At 43.5% G+C, this 15,925-nt stretch carries 17 protein-coding genes; 12 read left to right on the forward strand and 5 right to left on the reverse strand.

Going from position 1 to position 15,925, the window contains the following annotated elements:
• Positions 1 to 4: 4 nt before the first annotated feature.
• The 3 genes from K6T91_04850 to lpdA all read right to left on the reverse strand — a co-directional run bounded on the left by K6T91_04850 (position 5) and on the right by lpdA (position 3,152).
• Positions 5 to 337, reverse strand: a complete 333-nt coding sequence (locus K6T91_04850) for a metalloregulator ArsR/SmtB family transcription factor (GenBank protein ID MCL6472123.1) — start codon at positions 335 to 337, stop codon at positions 5 to 7.
• A 243-nt stretch (positions 338 to 580) separates the two neighbouring features.
• Positions 581 to 1,741: a cysteine desulfurase gene (locus tag K6T91_04855; protein MCL6472124.1), complete on the reverse strand. Its 1,161-nt coding sequence runs from the start codon at positions 1,739 to 1,741 to the stop codon at positions 581 to 583.
• A gap of 16 nt (positions 1,742 to 1,757) precedes the next feature.
• Positions 1,758 to 3,152 (reverse strand): dihydrolipoyl dehydrogenase, encoded by a 1,395-nt coding sequence (gene lpdA / locus K6T91_04860; protein MCL6472125.1) that lies wholly within the window; start codon positions 3,150 to 3,152, stop codon positions 1,758 to 1,760.
• A 343-nt stretch (positions 3,153 to 3,495) separates the two neighbouring features.
• Here lpdA and K6T91_04865 point away from each other — a divergent pair, with 343 nt between their 5' ends.
• Positions 3,496 to 4,008 carry an adenine phosphoribosyltransferase gene (locus tag K6T91_04865; GenBank protein MCL6472126.1) on the forward strand — a complete coding sequence of 171 codons (513 nt, stop codon included), beginning with the start codon at positions 3,496 to 3,498 and terminating at the stop codon, positions 4,006 to 4,008.
• 86 nt (positions 4,009 to 4,094) lie between these two features.
• Here K6T91_04865 and K6T91_04870 read toward each other — a convergent pair whose 3' ends face one another.
• Positions 4,095 to 4,358: a DUF2795 domain-containing protein gene (locus K6T91_04870; protein MCL6472127.1), complete on the reverse strand. Its 264-nt coding sequence runs from the start codon at positions 4,356 to 4,358 to the stop codon at positions 4,095 to 4,097.
• A gap of 224 nt (positions 4,359 to 4,582) precedes the next feature.
• On the opposite strand from K6T91_04870, the gene iorA reads away from it, so the two are divergent.
• The 11 genes from iorA to K6T91_04925 all read left to right on the forward strand — a co-directional run bounded on the left by iorA (position 4,583) and on the right by K6T91_04925 (position 15,112).
• The gene (gene iorA / locus K6T91_04875; GenBank protein ID MCL6472128.1) at positions 4,583 to 6,301 is read left to right on the forward strand and encodes an indolepyruvate ferredoxin oxidoreductase subunit alpha; all 1,719 of its coding nucleotides are present in this window, start codon (positions 4,583 to 4,585) and stop codon (positions 6,299 to 6,301) included.
• A gap of 41 nt (positions 6,302 to 6,342) precedes the next feature.
• Entirely contained in the window at positions 6,343 to 6,942 is a 600-nt protein-coding gene (locus K6T91_04880) for an indolepyruvate oxidoreductase subunit beta (GenBank protein ID MCL6472129.1), read from the forward strand.
• Positions 6,943 to 7,183: 241 nt separating this feature from the next.
• Positions 7,184 to 8,368 carry an ABC transporter substrate-binding protein gene (locus tag K6T91_04885; protein ID MCL6472130.1) on the forward strand — a complete coding sequence of 395 codons (1,185 nt, stop codon included), beginning with the start codon at positions 7,184 to 7,186 and terminating at the stop codon, positions 8,366 to 8,368.
• 256 nt (positions 8,369 to 8,624) lie between these two features.
• A complete protein-coding gene (locus K6T91_04890; protein ID MCL6472131.1) occupies positions 8,625 to 9,506 on the forward strand; it encodes a branched-chain amino acid ABC transporter permease in 882 nt (293 codons plus the stop codon).
• Positions 9,506 to 10,510, forward strand: a complete 1,005-nt coding sequence (locus tag K6T91_04895; protein MCL6472132.1) for a branched-chain amino acid ABC transporter permease — start codon at positions 9,506 to 9,508, stop codon at positions 10,508 to 10,510. Before K6T91_04890 ends, K6T91_04895 begins: the two co-directional genes overlap by 1 nt.
• Complete coding sequence (locus tag K6T91_04900) at positions 10,497 to 11,267, forward strand: ABC transporter ATP-binding protein (protein MCL6472133.1); 771 nt, start codon at positions 10,497 to 10,499, stop codon at positions 11,265 to 11,267. The genes K6T91_04895 and K6T91_04900 overlap by 14 nt, the downstream gene beginning before the upstream one ends.
• Positions 11,260 to 11,994, forward strand: a complete 735-nt coding sequence (locus K6T91_04905; protein MCL6472134.1) for an ABC transporter ATP-binding protein — start codon at positions 11,260 to 11,262, stop codon at positions 11,992 to 11,994. The genes K6T91_04900 and K6T91_04905 overlap by 8 nt, the downstream gene beginning before the upstream one ends.
• A 202-nt stretch (positions 11,995 to 12,196) precedes the next feature.
• Positions 12,197 to 13,495, forward strand: a complete 1,299-nt coding sequence (locus K6T91_04910) for a phenylacetate--CoA ligase (protein ID MCL6472135.1) — start codon at positions 12,197 to 12,199, stop codon at positions 13,493 to 13,495.
• 57 nt (positions 13,496 to 13,552) lie between these two features.
• Positions 13,553 to 14,020 (forward strand): SH3 domain-containing protein, encoded by a 468-nt coding sequence (locus tag K6T91_04915; protein ID MCL6472136.1) that lies wholly within the window; start codon positions 13,553 to 13,555, stop codon positions 14,018 to 14,020.
• A 36-nt stretch (positions 14,021 to 14,056) separates the two neighbouring features.
• Complete coding sequence (locus K6T91_04920) at positions 14,057 to 14,482, forward strand: hypothetical protein (protein MCL6472137.1); 426 nt, start codon at positions 14,057 to 14,059, stop codon at positions 14,480 to 14,482.
• Between the two features lie 138 nt (positions 14,483 to 14,620).
• Positions 14,621 to 15,112 carry a hypothetical protein gene (locus tag K6T91_04925; protein MCL6472138.1) on the forward strand — a complete coding sequence of 164 codons (492 nt, stop codon included), beginning with the start codon at positions 14,621 to 14,623 and terminating at the stop codon, positions 15,110 to 15,112.
• Positions 15,113 to 15,514: 402 nt separating this feature from the next.
• Here K6T91_04925 and K6T91_04930 read toward each other — a convergent pair.
• The coding region (locus K6T91_04930; protein MCL6472139.1) for a hypothetical protein at positions 15,515 to 15,925 on the reverse strand (411 nt) is incomplete at its 5' end.

Raw genomic sequence — 15,925 nt, forward strand, 5'->3', positions numbered from 1 at the left:
GTTATCACTTCGAAATATTAAGCCAGGATGCTGCTATGGGCTCATTGAACTCCTCCTGAACATGGCTCATGCATTGGGAAACAAGCCCTATTATGTGATCGTCATCAAGTGAATAGTAAACCATCTTTGCGGATTTACGCCTCTTAACAAGCCTCATGTCTTTTAGTTTTCTAAGCTGGTGAGATACGGCTGACTGGCTCATCCCCACAATCTCAGCGATTTCACAAACACAAAGCTCATCCTTAAGAAGCGCAAGAACTATTTTTACGCGTGTTGCATCGGACAGGGCTTTAAACGTATCGGAAAGCCTGTCTATTGCGAGGCTATCGGGCAGCATCCTTTGGATTTGCTCAACTTTCTCTTTCTCAAGTTTTATTTCCGAACAGAGGTCGTCTGATGACAAGGAAAAGCCTCCTATAATGCTATATATGAACAATTGTTCACATATAACATTATATATCGGATTTTACATTCTGGTCAATTAGTAATATAGGGTTCAGAAGCTTAGATTTTAGGTTAGCAGTTAACAAGCCAGTGGAGTCCTCAAGGCGTAAAATGCCTATTAAAAAGCCTGAATAGCTTAGGCGGCGTGGTGATGCCCCTCAAGAAGTTGCTCATACCGGGCGGAGATAAAATCTACTATATCATCGATCTCATACTCAGTTGTCCATTTGCCGAAACTAAATCTAATAGAGCCAAGCGCATAGGTTTCAGGAATGTGCATCGCCTTCAGGACATGCGATATTTGGTATCTCTCAACGTCGCATTCTGCTTCTGCTAAGGCTGAAACTTCAGGCGTTGCAAGCAGCAGGTCGCGTGCAACAACTCCAGGGAAGGCGAGGTTGACGGTATTTGGAACCCGCGCTGTCGGGTGGCCGATAAGAAGAACCTGTGGAACGCTTGTAATAAAAAGTTCAAAAAGGCGTTCGCGCATTTTGAGCATATGAGAAGAAGATTGATTAAGAGACTCGGCGACTATCTGGCAGGCTTTACCCAGGCCGACAATCCCTGGAACATTTTCAGAGCCTGAACGAAGCCTGAATTCCTGGCTGTTACCTCCGATCAATGGGTCTATCTCTGTACCTTCTCTTATATAGATAGCCCCCACACCTTTAGGCCCATAGAATTTATGGCCTGAAATAGAGAGCAGATCGACGCCTAAATCATCTACGTTAACCGGTATCTTGCCAATAGTTTGGGCGGCATCAGAGTGAAAGTAAATGCCGAATTCTTTTGCAATATTTCCGATCTCTGGAATTGGCTCAATTGTGCCGACTTCATTGTTTGCATGCATGACAGATATAAGAATTGTATCTTCGCGGATTGCATCTTTGAGATCATCAACAGAGACCATGCCATAATCATCGACTGGCAATATTGTTAGCGAAAAACCTTGGGATTCAAGGTATCTGCAGGGTTGAAGTACTGATTGGTGTTCTACGCTCGTCGTTATGATATGTTTGCCGTGGTGTTGGTTAGCGTATGCAATGCCCTTCAGAGCGAAGTTATTGGATTCTGTTGCACCACTGGTAAAGATTACCTCATGAGGGCGGCAGCCGATACACTCTGAAACGCGATGTCGGGCGAGTTCAATTGCTTCTCTTGATTTATAACCATACCAGTGTTTGCTGGATGCATTTCCAAAATAATCGCTAAAGTACGGAAGCATCTCCTCGAAAACAGCAGCATCAACCGGTGTTGTTGAGTTGTAATCTGCGTAAATCGGTTTATTTGTAACCATGAGTCCCCAGCTAGAATCAGGCAGCTTTCCTGGTCACATATATCGACTCGTTATTCACGGCTTCTGCGGATTCGCCAACCATTTCAGAAAATGTCGGGTGGGCGTGTACAACCTGGCCTAACGTAGAAGCTGTCATGCCCCCAAACATGGCAACCGCAACCTCATGGACCAAATCTGTCGCCCGCTCGCCTATAATATGGATACCCACGATGGCATCGGAAAGACCATCCGCTACTATTTTTGCCATACCGACTATCTCCCCAGAAGCATGAGAAATGCCCAGGCTTCTAAGCAATACTGTTCCGGTCTTAACTTCCATACCCGCGTCTCGCGCCTGGCTTTCGGTCATACCAATGCTGCCGATCTCAGGATAGGTAAATATGCCGCTTGGGATAACTGTATAGTCCATTAGTAAACGATTACCCGCAATATTGCCTACAGCAACCTTGCACTCAGCAGATGCAACATGGGCAAGCATTGGATTACCAACAACATCGCCCGCGGCATAAATCCCCGGAACGTTTGTCATCATGTGATTATTTACCTCGATAGCGCCGTTTGGAAGCAATTTTACTCCAACCTTATCAAGGTCAAGACCTTCAGCTGACGGTTGGCGGCCAACAGCGACGAGGCAGATATCGGCTGATATGTCTGAGCCGTCTTCAAGGGTTACCGTTACTTTATCGGCGACTTTTGCGCCGACAATATGGCTTCCGACCCGCATATCGATATTGCTTTTCTTAAATTCGCGGCTGAGTACAGAAACGATATCCTCATCAACGTTTAGAAGTAGTCTCGGCATAGCTTCGATAATTTTGACATAGGTTCCGAGTGAAGAAAAAATAGATGCAAATTCGCAACCAATATATCCGCCGCCAATTATTATCATAGATTCGGGGATGCGGTCGAGGTGGAGTAGATCGTCACTTGAAACAACTTTTTCCCCATCAAACGGAAGGAAAGGCAAGCTGGCAGGTTTAGAGCCAGTTGCGATTATAACATTTTTTGAATGGATAGTTAGATCGCCGTTAGCACCCCTTACTTTTAAAGTATTATGGTCGAGGAAACTAGCATGCCCTTGAATAATATCTGTGCCGCTTGCCTCGACAAGTTTTCTCAGACCCTTCCGCTCAATATCCAAAATACGCGAAATTCGATCCCTTAAATTAACGGCTGATACCGATACCGTACCTTCGAGATTTAAAGCAAATTCGCTCGCACGCCTCATGTTTCTTAAAAGTTTTGCGGATGCAACAAGTGCTTTAGTCGGTATGCATCCTTTGTTCAGGCAAACGCCGCCAAAAACATCTTTCTCAATAAGGCAAGTGGGAAGGCCGGCTCGCGAAGCGGTTATTGCCCCTACATATCCCGCAGGTCCAGAGCCTATAATGGCAACCTCATATCTTTGCATAAAAACCTCACCTTGATAAGGAGAAACATTCAGATAATACATACCCCGAACCTGGGACTAGAAACTTGCGATGAATAACCAGGAAAAGATTTTATATTTATCAGGTATAGGTAAAGGCAGGAGCAGATAGCTGTTACAAGGCTTATAATGGCAGCTTATAAAGCAAAGACCAACAGCAATGCAGCTTGAACATGATCGAAAAAGCACATAAATAATTGTTGCGCGTACGCGCAACAAAAATCGACATGAATTGGAAGCTAACTTGAAAATTAATGTTATAATAATCGGGGAAGCAGTAGGCTAACTGATGATAGCTAAAAACTTACTTCACAGGGAGGTCGCCGTGGATCTAAAAAATTACGTGAGAGACATACCGGATTGGCCAAAAGAGGGCGTGGTTTTTAAAGATATTACCCCTTTGCTGGGCAACAAAGAAAGTTTTAAATATGCCGTTGATGCAATAGCTAACCATTATAAGGATAAGGAAATAGATATGGTGCTGGGTGCGGAGGCAAGAGGATTTATTATAGCAAGCCCTCTCGCGTACCGTCTTGGTGCAGGTTTTATACCGGCCAGAAAGCCGGGAAAATTGCCTTTTAACACGTTAAGCGCCGAATATGAGCTGGAATATGGAACGGATTCTCTTGAGATGCACGAAGATGCCATAAAACCCGGCCAGCGAGTTCTTGTGGTCGACGATGTAATCGCAACGGGCGGAACCGCGGCTGCAAAGGTACAGTTAGTTGAAAAATTGGGAGGAAAAGTGGTCGGCGTTGCATTTCTGATCGAGCTTTCATTCCTGAATGGCAGGGAAAAATTAAACGGGTACGATATATTTTCCCTCATAACCTACTAGGTTCAAACAGGCCTATTTTATAATTATAAAAAATAACCCCCATTATGGGGGTTATTGTAATTATTGCAAGAGCCTTACTCCTTAAATTAAGCAGTTTTCTTTGCTCTGGTGATCAAATCATGGACTGAAGCTCCACCGAGAAGGCCGGCCATATGCGTGGTCATGTTATCTGCCAGCCATGTGTGCAGGTCATCGGGAGTCTCAAAGCGCTTATCCTTGATCATAGGTCTGAACTCGCTCATAAAGCTCTCCGGGAAGTTATTCTCCTCCAGAGCTTTAATAACATCGTCGCCCGATGCGGGGTAGCTTAAGCCATCAATGATCTTGTCGAGATTATATGTTGCGGGCATGTGATCACCTCCTTAATGAACATCACTAATGAGATACCCAGAATAACAATTTTAAACAGGTTATGGAAAATCTTGTGCATCAAATATTACTACCCTTTTAGGCTAGTTGTTTTTAGTAATACAAGTGTTTAAACTTATAACAAGGCATTGTTGATTACCATAACAAGGTAATACTGAATGAAAATTGACATGAATGAAACGCAATATAGGATAAGGGCGGTTAAATGAGGGTATTGTTATCTGGCAATGAAGCCATAGCATATGGAGCGCATGCAGCAGGGGTAGCCGTTGCTACCGGCTATCCAGGTACGCCAAGCACAGAGATTCTTGAAAACCTGGCAAAGTATAAAGATGTAGATGCTTCATGGGCGCCAAATGAAAAAGTGGCGCTTGAGGTTGCGATTGGATCCTCAATCGCAGGTGCGCGTTCGCTGGTTGCAATGAAACATGTTGGATTAAACGTTGCCGCAGATCCTTTATTTACGGTAGCTTACACAGGAGTAAACGCAGGGTTAGTCATAGTTTCTGCAGACGATCCAGGAATGCATAGCTCGCAAAATGAGCAAGATAATCGCTACTATGCAAAAGCTGCAAAAGTGCCGATGCTTGAGCCAAGCGATAGCCAGGAGGCAGCGTCGCTGGTAGAGGATGCGTTTATTATAAGTGAAACTTTCGATATACCTGTGCTTTTAAGGACAACTACAAGGGTGAACCATTCGAAATCGCTGGTAGAGGTCGACCTCGAACAGACGAAAAGAGAACCTGGATACAAAAAGAACGCTGAAAAGTACGTTATGATACCGGCAAATGCAAGAGTGAGACGCCGGTTGCTTGAGGACAGGCTAAAAGCCCTTGAGGAATTTAGTGAAGGATTCTCAGGAAATAAAATTGAGTGGGGAAGCCGAGAAGTAGGTTTTATAACGAGCGGTATATCGTATCAGTATGTTAAGGAGCTTTTCCCGGAAGCATCAATATTAAAGCTTGCAATGACCTACCCATTGCCCCGCATGCTGATAACAGGGTACGTAAATCAGATTGAAAAAGTAATCGTAGTGGAGGAATTAGAGCCATATTTAGAAGAACAGATTAAATCATGGGGTCTTTCGGTGTCGGGAAAGGAATCTATCCCCTCAATTGGTGAGCTTAACCCAGACATAATAGCAGATGCACTGATTCCGCGGGAGGAAGCCATAGAAAATAGCAAACAATCTGCTTTACCGGGAAGGCCACCAATGCTTTGCGCTGGCTGTCCGCACAGAGGGGTATTTTATGAACTACGCCGCCTGAAAATGGTAGTTACCGGCGATATTGGGTGTTATACGCTGGGTGTCCTGCCGCCCCTTGGGTCGATGGATACGTGCATATGCATGGGCGCAAGCATAGGTAACGCAATGGGTGTGCAGAAGGCAACCGGAACAAAAGATATAGTTGCGGTAATAGGAGACTCGACGTTTGTGCACTCAGGCATAACGCCGCTTATAGATATCGTGTATAACGGTGGAATAACCACCGTAATCATATTAGACAATCGTACTACTGCAATGACTGGTAGGCAAGACCATCCTGGAACCGGCAGGACGTTAAAAGGCATTGATAGCCACATGCTGGATTTTGAAAAGCTGGTTAAAGCAATAGGGATAAACTCTGTAAGGACTGTGGATCCTTATGACCTAAAAGCAGTCAGGAAAGCAATAAAAGAGGAAACAGCAAAAGATGAGCCGTCTGTAATAATATTCAGAAGGGCTTGTTTGCTTGTAGAGAAGCCAAAGGGGCAGCCTTATACGGTTAACGAAAAATGTGATGGTTGTAAAGTTTGCCTAAGGCTTGGATGTCCTGCGATATCGTGGGTCAACGGGCGGGCTGAAATAGATATCTCTCAGTGCGCAGGATGCGAAATTTGCGCTAAACTGTGCAAGAGAGATGCGATAACAGTAATAAAGTAGGGCGATATAAAGAAGCCCTGAAGAAGCGTAGTGGGGTTTTTATGTCAAGCGATGTAAAGAACATATTAATAGTTGGAGTTGGCGGACAAGGTATAATCTTAGCTGCGGACATTATGTCGCAAGTGCTGGTTGGCGCAGAGTATGATGTTAAGATGGCGGAAATACATGGAATGAGCCAGCGCGGAGGAAGTGTAAACACAATGGTTAGATTTGGCAGTCGTGTTTATTCGCCGGTAATAGAAAAAAGAAAGGCTGATTTCATTCTTGCGTTTGAGCAACTTGAAGCACTGCGATGGGCCGATTACCTTAAACCAGGCGGTGTTTTAATCATGAACACAGAAAAGATAAAGCCGCTACCGGTGCTAATAGGAAATGATGATTATCCTGAGGATATCGAGGGGATGCTGAGACAAAAAGGTATCGAAGTTATAAAGATTGATGCGAATAAGCTTGCAGAAGAAGCTGGAAGTAAAAAGGCCGCTAATGTAGTTTTACTGGGATGTCTTGCAACGTATTTGCCAATAAAGAAAGAAGGATGGTACACATTCATCGAGCGTAGGGTACCACCGAAAACTATTGAGGCGAACAAAAAAGCCTTTGATATAGGATATGGGATCCTGACTGAAGTAGCGAGCGTATAGAAAAAGGCCTTTTTCTAAACTCCTATTAACGCATGGCAAGCAATGGGTTATTTAGGAAGCAAGCAAATATGGACTATGCGGTAATTTATGCCCTATAATTAACTAGCCAATAGTAGGCTTTTTATTTAAAGCCTACATTAGACAGTAATCCATTCTACTAGGTCATTATGGAAGGAGGCGAGAATCTGAAAAATTACCTATAAAGACTATCTTACCAGCAGGAATTTAGGGAGGCAGTTTTATGCGCAAATGGATTTCAATTTTACTGGTTTTATCATTGGCGTTATTCGCACTTGGATGCCAGGGCTCAACGAAAGAAGCAGCTAGCTCAAGCGGCACTACCGAAGCAAACAAAGAACCTTATAAAATAGGCGCTGTCGTATCAGCAACCGGTCCTTCGTCGCCGCTAGGTCTTCCAGAGAAGAACACATTAGAGCTTGAAGTTGAAAAAATCAACAAGGCGGGAGGCATTAACGGCCACAAACTAGAATTAATTATCGAAGATGATCAAAGCGATGCAAAAAATGCCGTTACGGCGGTTAGCAAATTAATCGATAAGGAGAAAGTCATTGCCGTAATAGCCGCAACTATATCGCCATCATCGATTGCGGTAAAGCCAGAAATCGCAAAGGCAAAGATTCCGCAAATGGCCATGGCTGCAGGGATTCCGATTACACAAGACGACCCAAAAGAGTGGGTGTTTAGGACGGCAAATAGCGATGCTGTAGCAGTGCAAAAAGTTATTGATTACTTAAGCAAAGACCTTAAAGTAAAGAAGATCGCGATCTTAAGCGATACAAATGCATTTGGGCAAAGCGGTACCGATGAGTTCAAAAAGCTGGCTCCAAAAGCAGGCCTTGATATTGTTATAGTTGAGAGATATCAAACACAGGACACAAACATGACTGCACAGCTAACAAAGATCAAAGGCACAGATGCAGAAGCTCTAGTAGTTTGGGGAACCAACCCTGGACCGGCGCAAGCAGCTAAAAATATGAAAGAACTTGGCATGACGATACCTTATGTGGGAAGCCATGGAATCGCCAATAAAACATTCATACAGCTAGCAGGCGGTGCTGCAGAAGGCGTGGTTTTCCCGGCAGGAAAGGTACTTGTACCCAGCTCAGCAAAGGGCGAGCAGGCAGAGGTAATTAATAAATTTATGTCCGATTACAAAGCAAAATATAACGAGAACCCAAATTCATTTGCCGGGCATGCTTATGATGCTATAAACATACTTGCAGAGGCTCTAAAGAAAGCCGGAACGAGCGATGGTGTGAAGTTAAGGGACGCAATCGAGAAAACAAGCGGGTTTGTTGGAATAACCGGCATTTTCAACTACAGCAAGGACAATCATGACGGTACCGGTGCTGACGATATGGTTATGATCGAAATAAAAGAAGGAAAATGGGTTGAAAAGAAATAAAATAGAATAACTAGTCAAAAGCCCATTAAAAAACGAAAGAAGAAAAGAGCCAGAAATCCCTGGCTCTTTTCTTGGATTTAGAATCCTGATATCAATGCCATACAGGCAGGTAAACCCAATGTAAAGGTCTGGCGTTAGTGCTAAAAACCGTGTATCCTAAACATAGCCATAGGAAGCAGCTTTAAAGAGCTGTAGTTTAGTGCCGCAATCAACGCCACTTTAAAAGTAAGCTAATAATGAGGTGTAGGCAAGAGAAATGCAATTCGACCAGTTTCTACAATACCTTATAAGCGGTTTAACAAGCGGGAGCATTTATGCCCTAATTGCGCTGGGTTTTACGTTAATCCACAATTCTACACAGCTTATTAACTTTGCTCAAGGAGAATTCGTGATGCTTGGAGGCTTGATCGCAGTATCACTATATTCTGCAGTTGGCCTCCCTCTTGTTGTTGCTGTCCTGCTATCGGTAATAATAGTCACAATAATAGGAATTGTCTTTGAGCGGACAGCTATTCGCCCCTTAAAAAATACATCAGTCATCACGCTTATCATAGTAACAGTTGGAGCCTCCATATTAATGAAAAACATAGCGATGATTTTGTGGGGAAGAGATGCCCAGGCGCTACCAACGTTTTCTGGGGATAAGCCGATACAGTTTCTTGGTGCATCGGTTACACCACAGGCAATATGGGTCATCCTGGTAACGATAGCAACAGTCGTACTTTTGCAGTTATTCTACAAGAGGACGATTATCGGAAAGGCAATGAAAGCATGTGCGATAAATCCATCGGCCGCAAGGCTTATGGGGATTAACACGTCAAGTATCGTAATGCTCTCATTTGCATTAAGTGCAGGCTTTGGCGCAATGGCTGGCGTACTTATCACGCCTATATCGATGACAAGCTATTCAGTTGGCGGATTCCTTGGCTTAAAAGGATTTGCAGGTGCGGTTCTTGGCGGTCTTGATAACCCAGTAGGCGCAGTTGTAGGGGGCATAACCTTAGGTATATTAGAATCGTTAAGTATCGGGTTTATCGACTCAGGATATAAAGATGCGATAGCCTTTCTAATACTTCTTATGGTCCTTTTTATAAGGCCAAGCGGAATATTAGGCGCTAGAGTAAGGGAGAAAGTCTAGTGGCTACAGGCAGAGCGTTTATCAGAACAGATAAGTTCTGGTTTCTTTTGTATGGCATAGCGATGGCTGTGCTTCCGCTTATATTTACCAACAACTATTATGTAAAAATAGTGATAATCATGGCAATAAATACGCTGGTCGTGCTGGGATTAAACTTGCTTATGGGCTATGCCGGACAGGTATCAATAGGGCATGCTGCTTTCTACGGCATAGGCGCATATGCTTCGGCAGTGGCGACCACAAAATATGGTTTTTCGCCATGGTTTGGATTGGGTGCGTCTGTAATACTTGGCGGCATTATCGCCTATGTAATCGCAATACCGACACTGAGACTGAAAGGCCACTATCTGGCGATGGCGACGCTAGGCTTTGCGGAAATCGTGCATGTTTTGTTCCTCCAGTTAAAGAACATCACGGGAGGGACAGATGGACTTTTTGGTATACCATCTATAGCGATTGCAGGCTTTGAGCTTGATACGCCGCAGAAACTTTACATATTGGTTTGGCTCTTCTTGATGCTTGGACTTGCTTTATCGTTAAACCTTGCTAACTCGCGCGTTGGTCGTGCTTTGAGAGCAGTTCATGGAAGCGAGATAGCGGCCGCATCGGTTGGAATAGATACTTCTAAATATAAGATTCAAGTATTTGTCTTGAGCGCTATCATGGCATGTATAGGCGGCAGCATGTATGCTCACATGGCGGCATTCGTTAGTCCGGAGTCATTTACGCTTGGAATGTCGATAATGCTAGTTACGATGGTTGTTTTTGGCGGGATGGCAAACATCTGGGGCGCTGTTGTAGGTGCAACAACACTAACGCTTCTGGAAGAATATTTAAAAGCTTATGAGGATTTTAACATGGTTATTTTTGGCGTGATACTGGTGTTTGCCATGGTATTTATGCCGCAGGGGTTGATTGGAGCCGGATCAAGGCTATTATCGTTTAGAAAAAGGAAACAGGAGATAATTCCTGATACGGCAGGTGAAAAAAGTGCCGCTTCTTGAACTAAAAGAGCTGAGAAAAGAATTCGGTGGCCTTACAGCAGTAGATAACATAAGTTTCAGGGTTCATAGAGACCAAATAAAGGCACTTATTGGGCCTAACGGCGCTGGAAAGACAACAGTATTTAACATGCTAACCGGGGTAGACAAACCAACATCAGGTAGGGTCATCTTTGAAGGGAAGGATATTGCCGGGAAAAAGCCTCATGTAATTGCAAGCCTTGGGATTGCGAGAACTTTTCAAAATACTCAAATCTTTGGGAATATGAGTGTGCTTGAGAACGTTATGGTTGGAAGGCACATAAAAACCAATAGCGGCATATTTAAGTGTATGTTAGGGTTGAGTTCAGTAAAGGCTGAGGAATCAGAGTGCAAGGAAAAAGCATATTCGCTATTAAAACTAGTTGGGCTAGTGGATAAAGCAAACCATTCGGCAGACGACTTGCCCATAGGCGAAAGACACCTTCTTGAAATCGCAAGAGCGATGGCAACAGACCCAAAACTTCTACTTCTGGACGAACCGGCAGCCGGACTTAACAATGAAGAGACATATCGACTTGCAGAGACAATATATAAAATAAAGGGCAGTGGCGTAACAGTGCTGCTGGTTGAACATGACATGAGCCTTGTGATGGAGATATCAGATGAAGTGGTTGTCTTAAATTTTGGTGAGAAGATTGCTGAGGGCCCGCCTTTATTAATACAGCAGGATGAGCAAGTAATACAGGCGTATCTAGGGCAGGCGGTAACACATGCTTAACATACAAGGCATAGATGTCTCATATGGGCATGTACAGGTTTTAAAAGGAGTAGATATTTCCGTCGATGAAGGTGAGATCGTAACCATAATAGGCTCAAACGGAGCCGGTAAGTCGACATTGCTTAGGGCTATCTCTGGACTGGTAAGGCCTAGCTCGGGCAAGATTAGCCTAAATGGGAGAAATATCGAGAAAGCGGCGGCTGAAAAAATCGTATCTTTAGGTATATCGCATGTACCCGAGGGTAGGCAGCTCTTCGGGCCTCTGACTGTACTAGAGAATTTGCAGCTTGGTGCATATCTTAGATATGGAAAAGGTGAGTCAAAGACAGAGATATTAAAAGACTTGGAGTTTGTCTTTAGCATGTTTCCGGTTCTAAAGCTTAGGCAGAAACAGCCCGCAGGGACTCTAAGCGGTGGGGAACAACAAATGCTTGCAATTGGGCGGGCACTTATGTCAAGACCAAAGTTACTCTTATTAGATGAACCGTCTATGGGATTGGCTCCCATCATAATTCAGAAAATATTTGAAACATTGAAAGAATTAAGAGAAAAAGGTTTGACGCTCTTGCTTGTCGAACAGGATGCCTTTGTGGCATTAAGCATTGCAAACAGAGGATATGTCCTGCAAAACGGGATGATCGCTCTTCATGATACAGCAAGCAACCTGTTAAATAACGAAGAAGTAAAGGCCATATATTTTGGGCACCGAAAACACGCACACGATTAACATGCTGAGGTCTTGATGTGCCAAAACTAAAATATCTTTACTTCGGTGTCGCAGTTTGCAAGTGCACTTGTATTGCAGATAAGAAATAGACAGCACTGCAGTTAAGAAATATTAATGGCAACTGATACTAATAGCTTAAGCAACTTTACTTAGCCTTAGCACTCTAGAACATTTTCACTTAAGGCATAATCAGGGGGTAAAGATGATCTGGAACCCAGAGTATGAATGCATGCAAAGAGATAAACTAAGGGAACTTCAGCTTAAGAGGCTTCAAGCGCTGATAAAATGGGTCTACAACGAGGTTCCTTTCTACAGGGATAGGTTTGAAGATGCAGGCGTAAGCCCATCAGACATAAAAACACTAGACGATATTGAGAAGCTTCCTTTCACAACAAAAGATGATTTAAGGGATAACTATCCCTTCGGAATGTTCGCTGTCCCTATGGAGAACGTTGTAAGAGTACATTCATCGTCAGGAACAACTGGAAAACCTATCGTTGTTGGATATACAAGAGCAGATATAAATACCTGGTCAGAGTTGACCGCAAGGATAGCTGTTGCTGGCGGAGCATCCGCAAAAGACATAGCGCAGATGTCATTTGGATACGGTTTATTTACAGGCGGGTTTGGAATGCACGCGGGTCTAGAAAGGATTGGCGCATCAGTTGTTCCGGTTTCAACGGGAAATACCGAGCGTCAGCTAATGATCATGAAAGATTTTGGAACAACGGTGCTCGTATGCACTCCGTCTTACGCTCTACATATCGCTGAGGTAGGCGAAGAAATGGGCGTTGATTTCTCAAAGCTTCCGTTAAGGATAGGCTTGTTTGGCGCCGAACGATTCAGCGAAAAAATGCGGCAAGAGATAGAAGGAAAGCTGCATATATCGGCTACGGATAACTATGGTCTGACAGAAGTGATGGGACCAGGCGTGGCTGGTGAATGCGAGTACAAAGACGGGCTACATATAAACGAGGACCATATACTAGTTGAAATAATAGATCCTGAAACAGGTAAGAGGTTAGGGCCGGGAAGCGAGGGCGAGTTGGTATTTACAACTCTGACGAAAGAAGCATTTCCGGTAATACGATACAGAACTCGCGACCTTACTAAACTAAATACTGATACGTGTGCATGTGGAAGAACCCTTGCAAGAATGGAAAAGGTGTTTGGTAGAACCGATGACATGATAATCGTAAGAGGGGTGAATGTTTTCCCATCGCAGGTAGAAAGCGTATTATTCGAAATCGAGGGAGTCGAGCCGCATTATCAGATAATAGTGGATAGATACGGGTCGATGGATACAATGGAGGTCCTCGTCGAGGTATCGAGCGAGATATTCCCCGGCGAAATGAAAGAACTTATAATCTTTGAGCGCAAAATAGAGGATAAATTGCAAAAGGTGCTAGGTATAAGGGTAGAGGTAAAACTGGTTGAGCCAAAGTCACTGGAAAGAACAAGCGGAAAATCGAAAAGAGTCATTGATAAACGAGAGCTTTAACGGTAGTTTTATATCATAGTGATTAAGTAGTAGTTGAGTATCAAAAAGGAAAACGAGATGTCGCAGAACGATGATGCGCCGAAGAGCGACAGTATTTTTGAGAACCTTAAATTAGATAATGTGATCATAAAGCATGCTGCAGCATGGGTGATCCTCATTATAATAGGTATAGCCGTTTGGAAAATGGCAAAACCGTTATTGCCTGGGAACTTAACGCCTGGCGCAGAGGGAGAGAGCACGGCAACCGTAAGCAGAGAAAACACGCAAACGCCGCAAGGTGAATCAGATTCGAGTAAGCGTAAAGAATTGAGTTTACCTACCGGTGCAGACAGGGTGCAAGTAATTGTAAATGCATTAAAAGTGAGAACCGAGCCGGATATAAACAGCGCAAAATTAACAACGCTAAGCAAGGGAGATGTGGTACAGGTACTTAATAGAAAGGCGCAGTGGTTGGAGATAAAAACCGTAAACGGTGAAGTAGGATATATAAAGGCAAGTCCGGAATATGTAAGAGCCGCGCCGTAGCACATAATGGAAGGAAGAGGGATGTGAGCAAAGGGTATGCATAGAGAATCGAGGGAAAAGAACAAAATCTTTGGGCTTGCAGGCGACTTCTACAGAGTGAGAGTTCTAAAAGTAAATGAGGAGCTTCCCGCAGATTTAGAATGGCGGGAAGATATCTTGTATAGAGAACCCAAGACTTACGAGGGCAAATTAAAAGTATCATACAGGATTCAAATTGTGACGCAGGACAAGAAAATACATGAAATAGCTAATATAACAAACAGGCGGGCCGCAAAAAGCAGGCTAAGGCGGATAAAGGAGCACCTGCGGGATTTAACAAAAATGGAATTCGACAAGAAATACAAAATACACGATACGTGTGAGTGCAGAAAGAATGCGATAGTAAGCTCTAATGAGCTTGTGAATAATGCGATTTATTTTGTAGGCGTAAAAGACACATCAAAGGCAAATCATGTAGTATAAGAGCAAGCATAGTCTTTGCCATAATGAGTACATTAGTACCACGCTTGTATATAACGCATCCTCTCCGGCATATATTTAGCATATGATGCGGGGTAGGGTAGTAAGAACAAAAGGTAAAAGTGTATCGTGAGGTAAGAATTGAAAAGGTTATGGGCAATAGCAGTAATGGTAGCAATAGCTGTAGCTGTGTTTGCTGCACAATGGTATGTAGCCAATGGGCTGATGCCGCCAGGGTTAGCCACCATCGCTATTTTCATCTCACTTAGCATCTCGTATCTTTTCTATGAAGCGCTATCATGTCGCAGAATCCGTGACACTGTTGTTAGAATAAACCTACGAAGAAAATTGGACTTTAAAGAATTTTTACGGATTATTGGTGCGGTAGCGCTGCTTCCGATGTCTTCACTGCTTCTCTCAAAATATGTATTCAATGGAGCGGTAAAACCGGTTCGTCTCTATGTACTATTAGTACTCTTGTTTCTGGTTGGGTGGGCTGTGGGAACAGTGGAGACGTCTAAGCTTATCGAGTCGCAAGAAAAGAAGGATGATTCATGTTTCATGCCCCTAGAGATCGAGCAACTATCGCATCACAAACTAAATAATAAAGAGGATAAAGCTGCAAAGATATAGACTAAATAAACTAAAGGCATAAACGAAGCGGCACTCTAAGAAAATCTCACTGAAAGACAGCTTAATAAAAGCCTAATATCATATTATTTAAATAGTGAATGAATGGACAAGGAACGGCATTTGCAAGTTAACATAACATACATTATGGTAAGTAATATATCTACGTGATTTCCGCTAATTTAATCAGCTGTACGCGGCATTTTTAAAAAATTATTCGCATCTGCCTCTTGAAGTTTTGATGCTCTACTACTTTATTGGCTTTACAGTGGCTAGAATCCCTAACTTTAAAGCCTCTATTAACCTAGTAACGGCTTGTTCCCGTCTGCCATATGCACTTAAGCAGAGCGCATAATTTGGATTCTAAGCGATTATAATTCAGGCTGTAATAGTTTACAAAGCAGTTTAAAGCTTTAAATGATCCATTAATTCTTCAAGTTCTGACGCCATTTGCGAAAGCTCTTGAGCGGAAGCGTTAATATGAGATACTGAGGTCGACTGGTGGTCCGCCGATGCTGCTGCTTCTTGAGCTGCCGCCGAGGCTTCCATGGACGCGGAAGCCATGGTGCCTATATCGTTTGCGACATTCTGAATAGCTGAATTAGCTTCTTCGGTAGCAGCAGCATTTTCATCTGTGACCCTGGCAAGTTCTTCCATAATTGCATCCATATCCGATGAAGCCAAACGCATGTTCTCGATTGCCCTTGCGACGTCCTCAGTTTGGTTTAATACTTCATGTATAGCGCCCATCATCTCTTCAATAGCAGTTCCGGCATGATGTGCAAGCTCAGAGCCAGCCTCAACTTCAGAAGTACC

This window comes from Bacillota bacterium (genome assembly GCA_023511485.1).
In the GTDB taxonomy this organism is placed as follows: Bacteria; Actinomycetota; Aquicultoria; order Aquicultorales; family Aquicultoraceae; genus CADDYS01.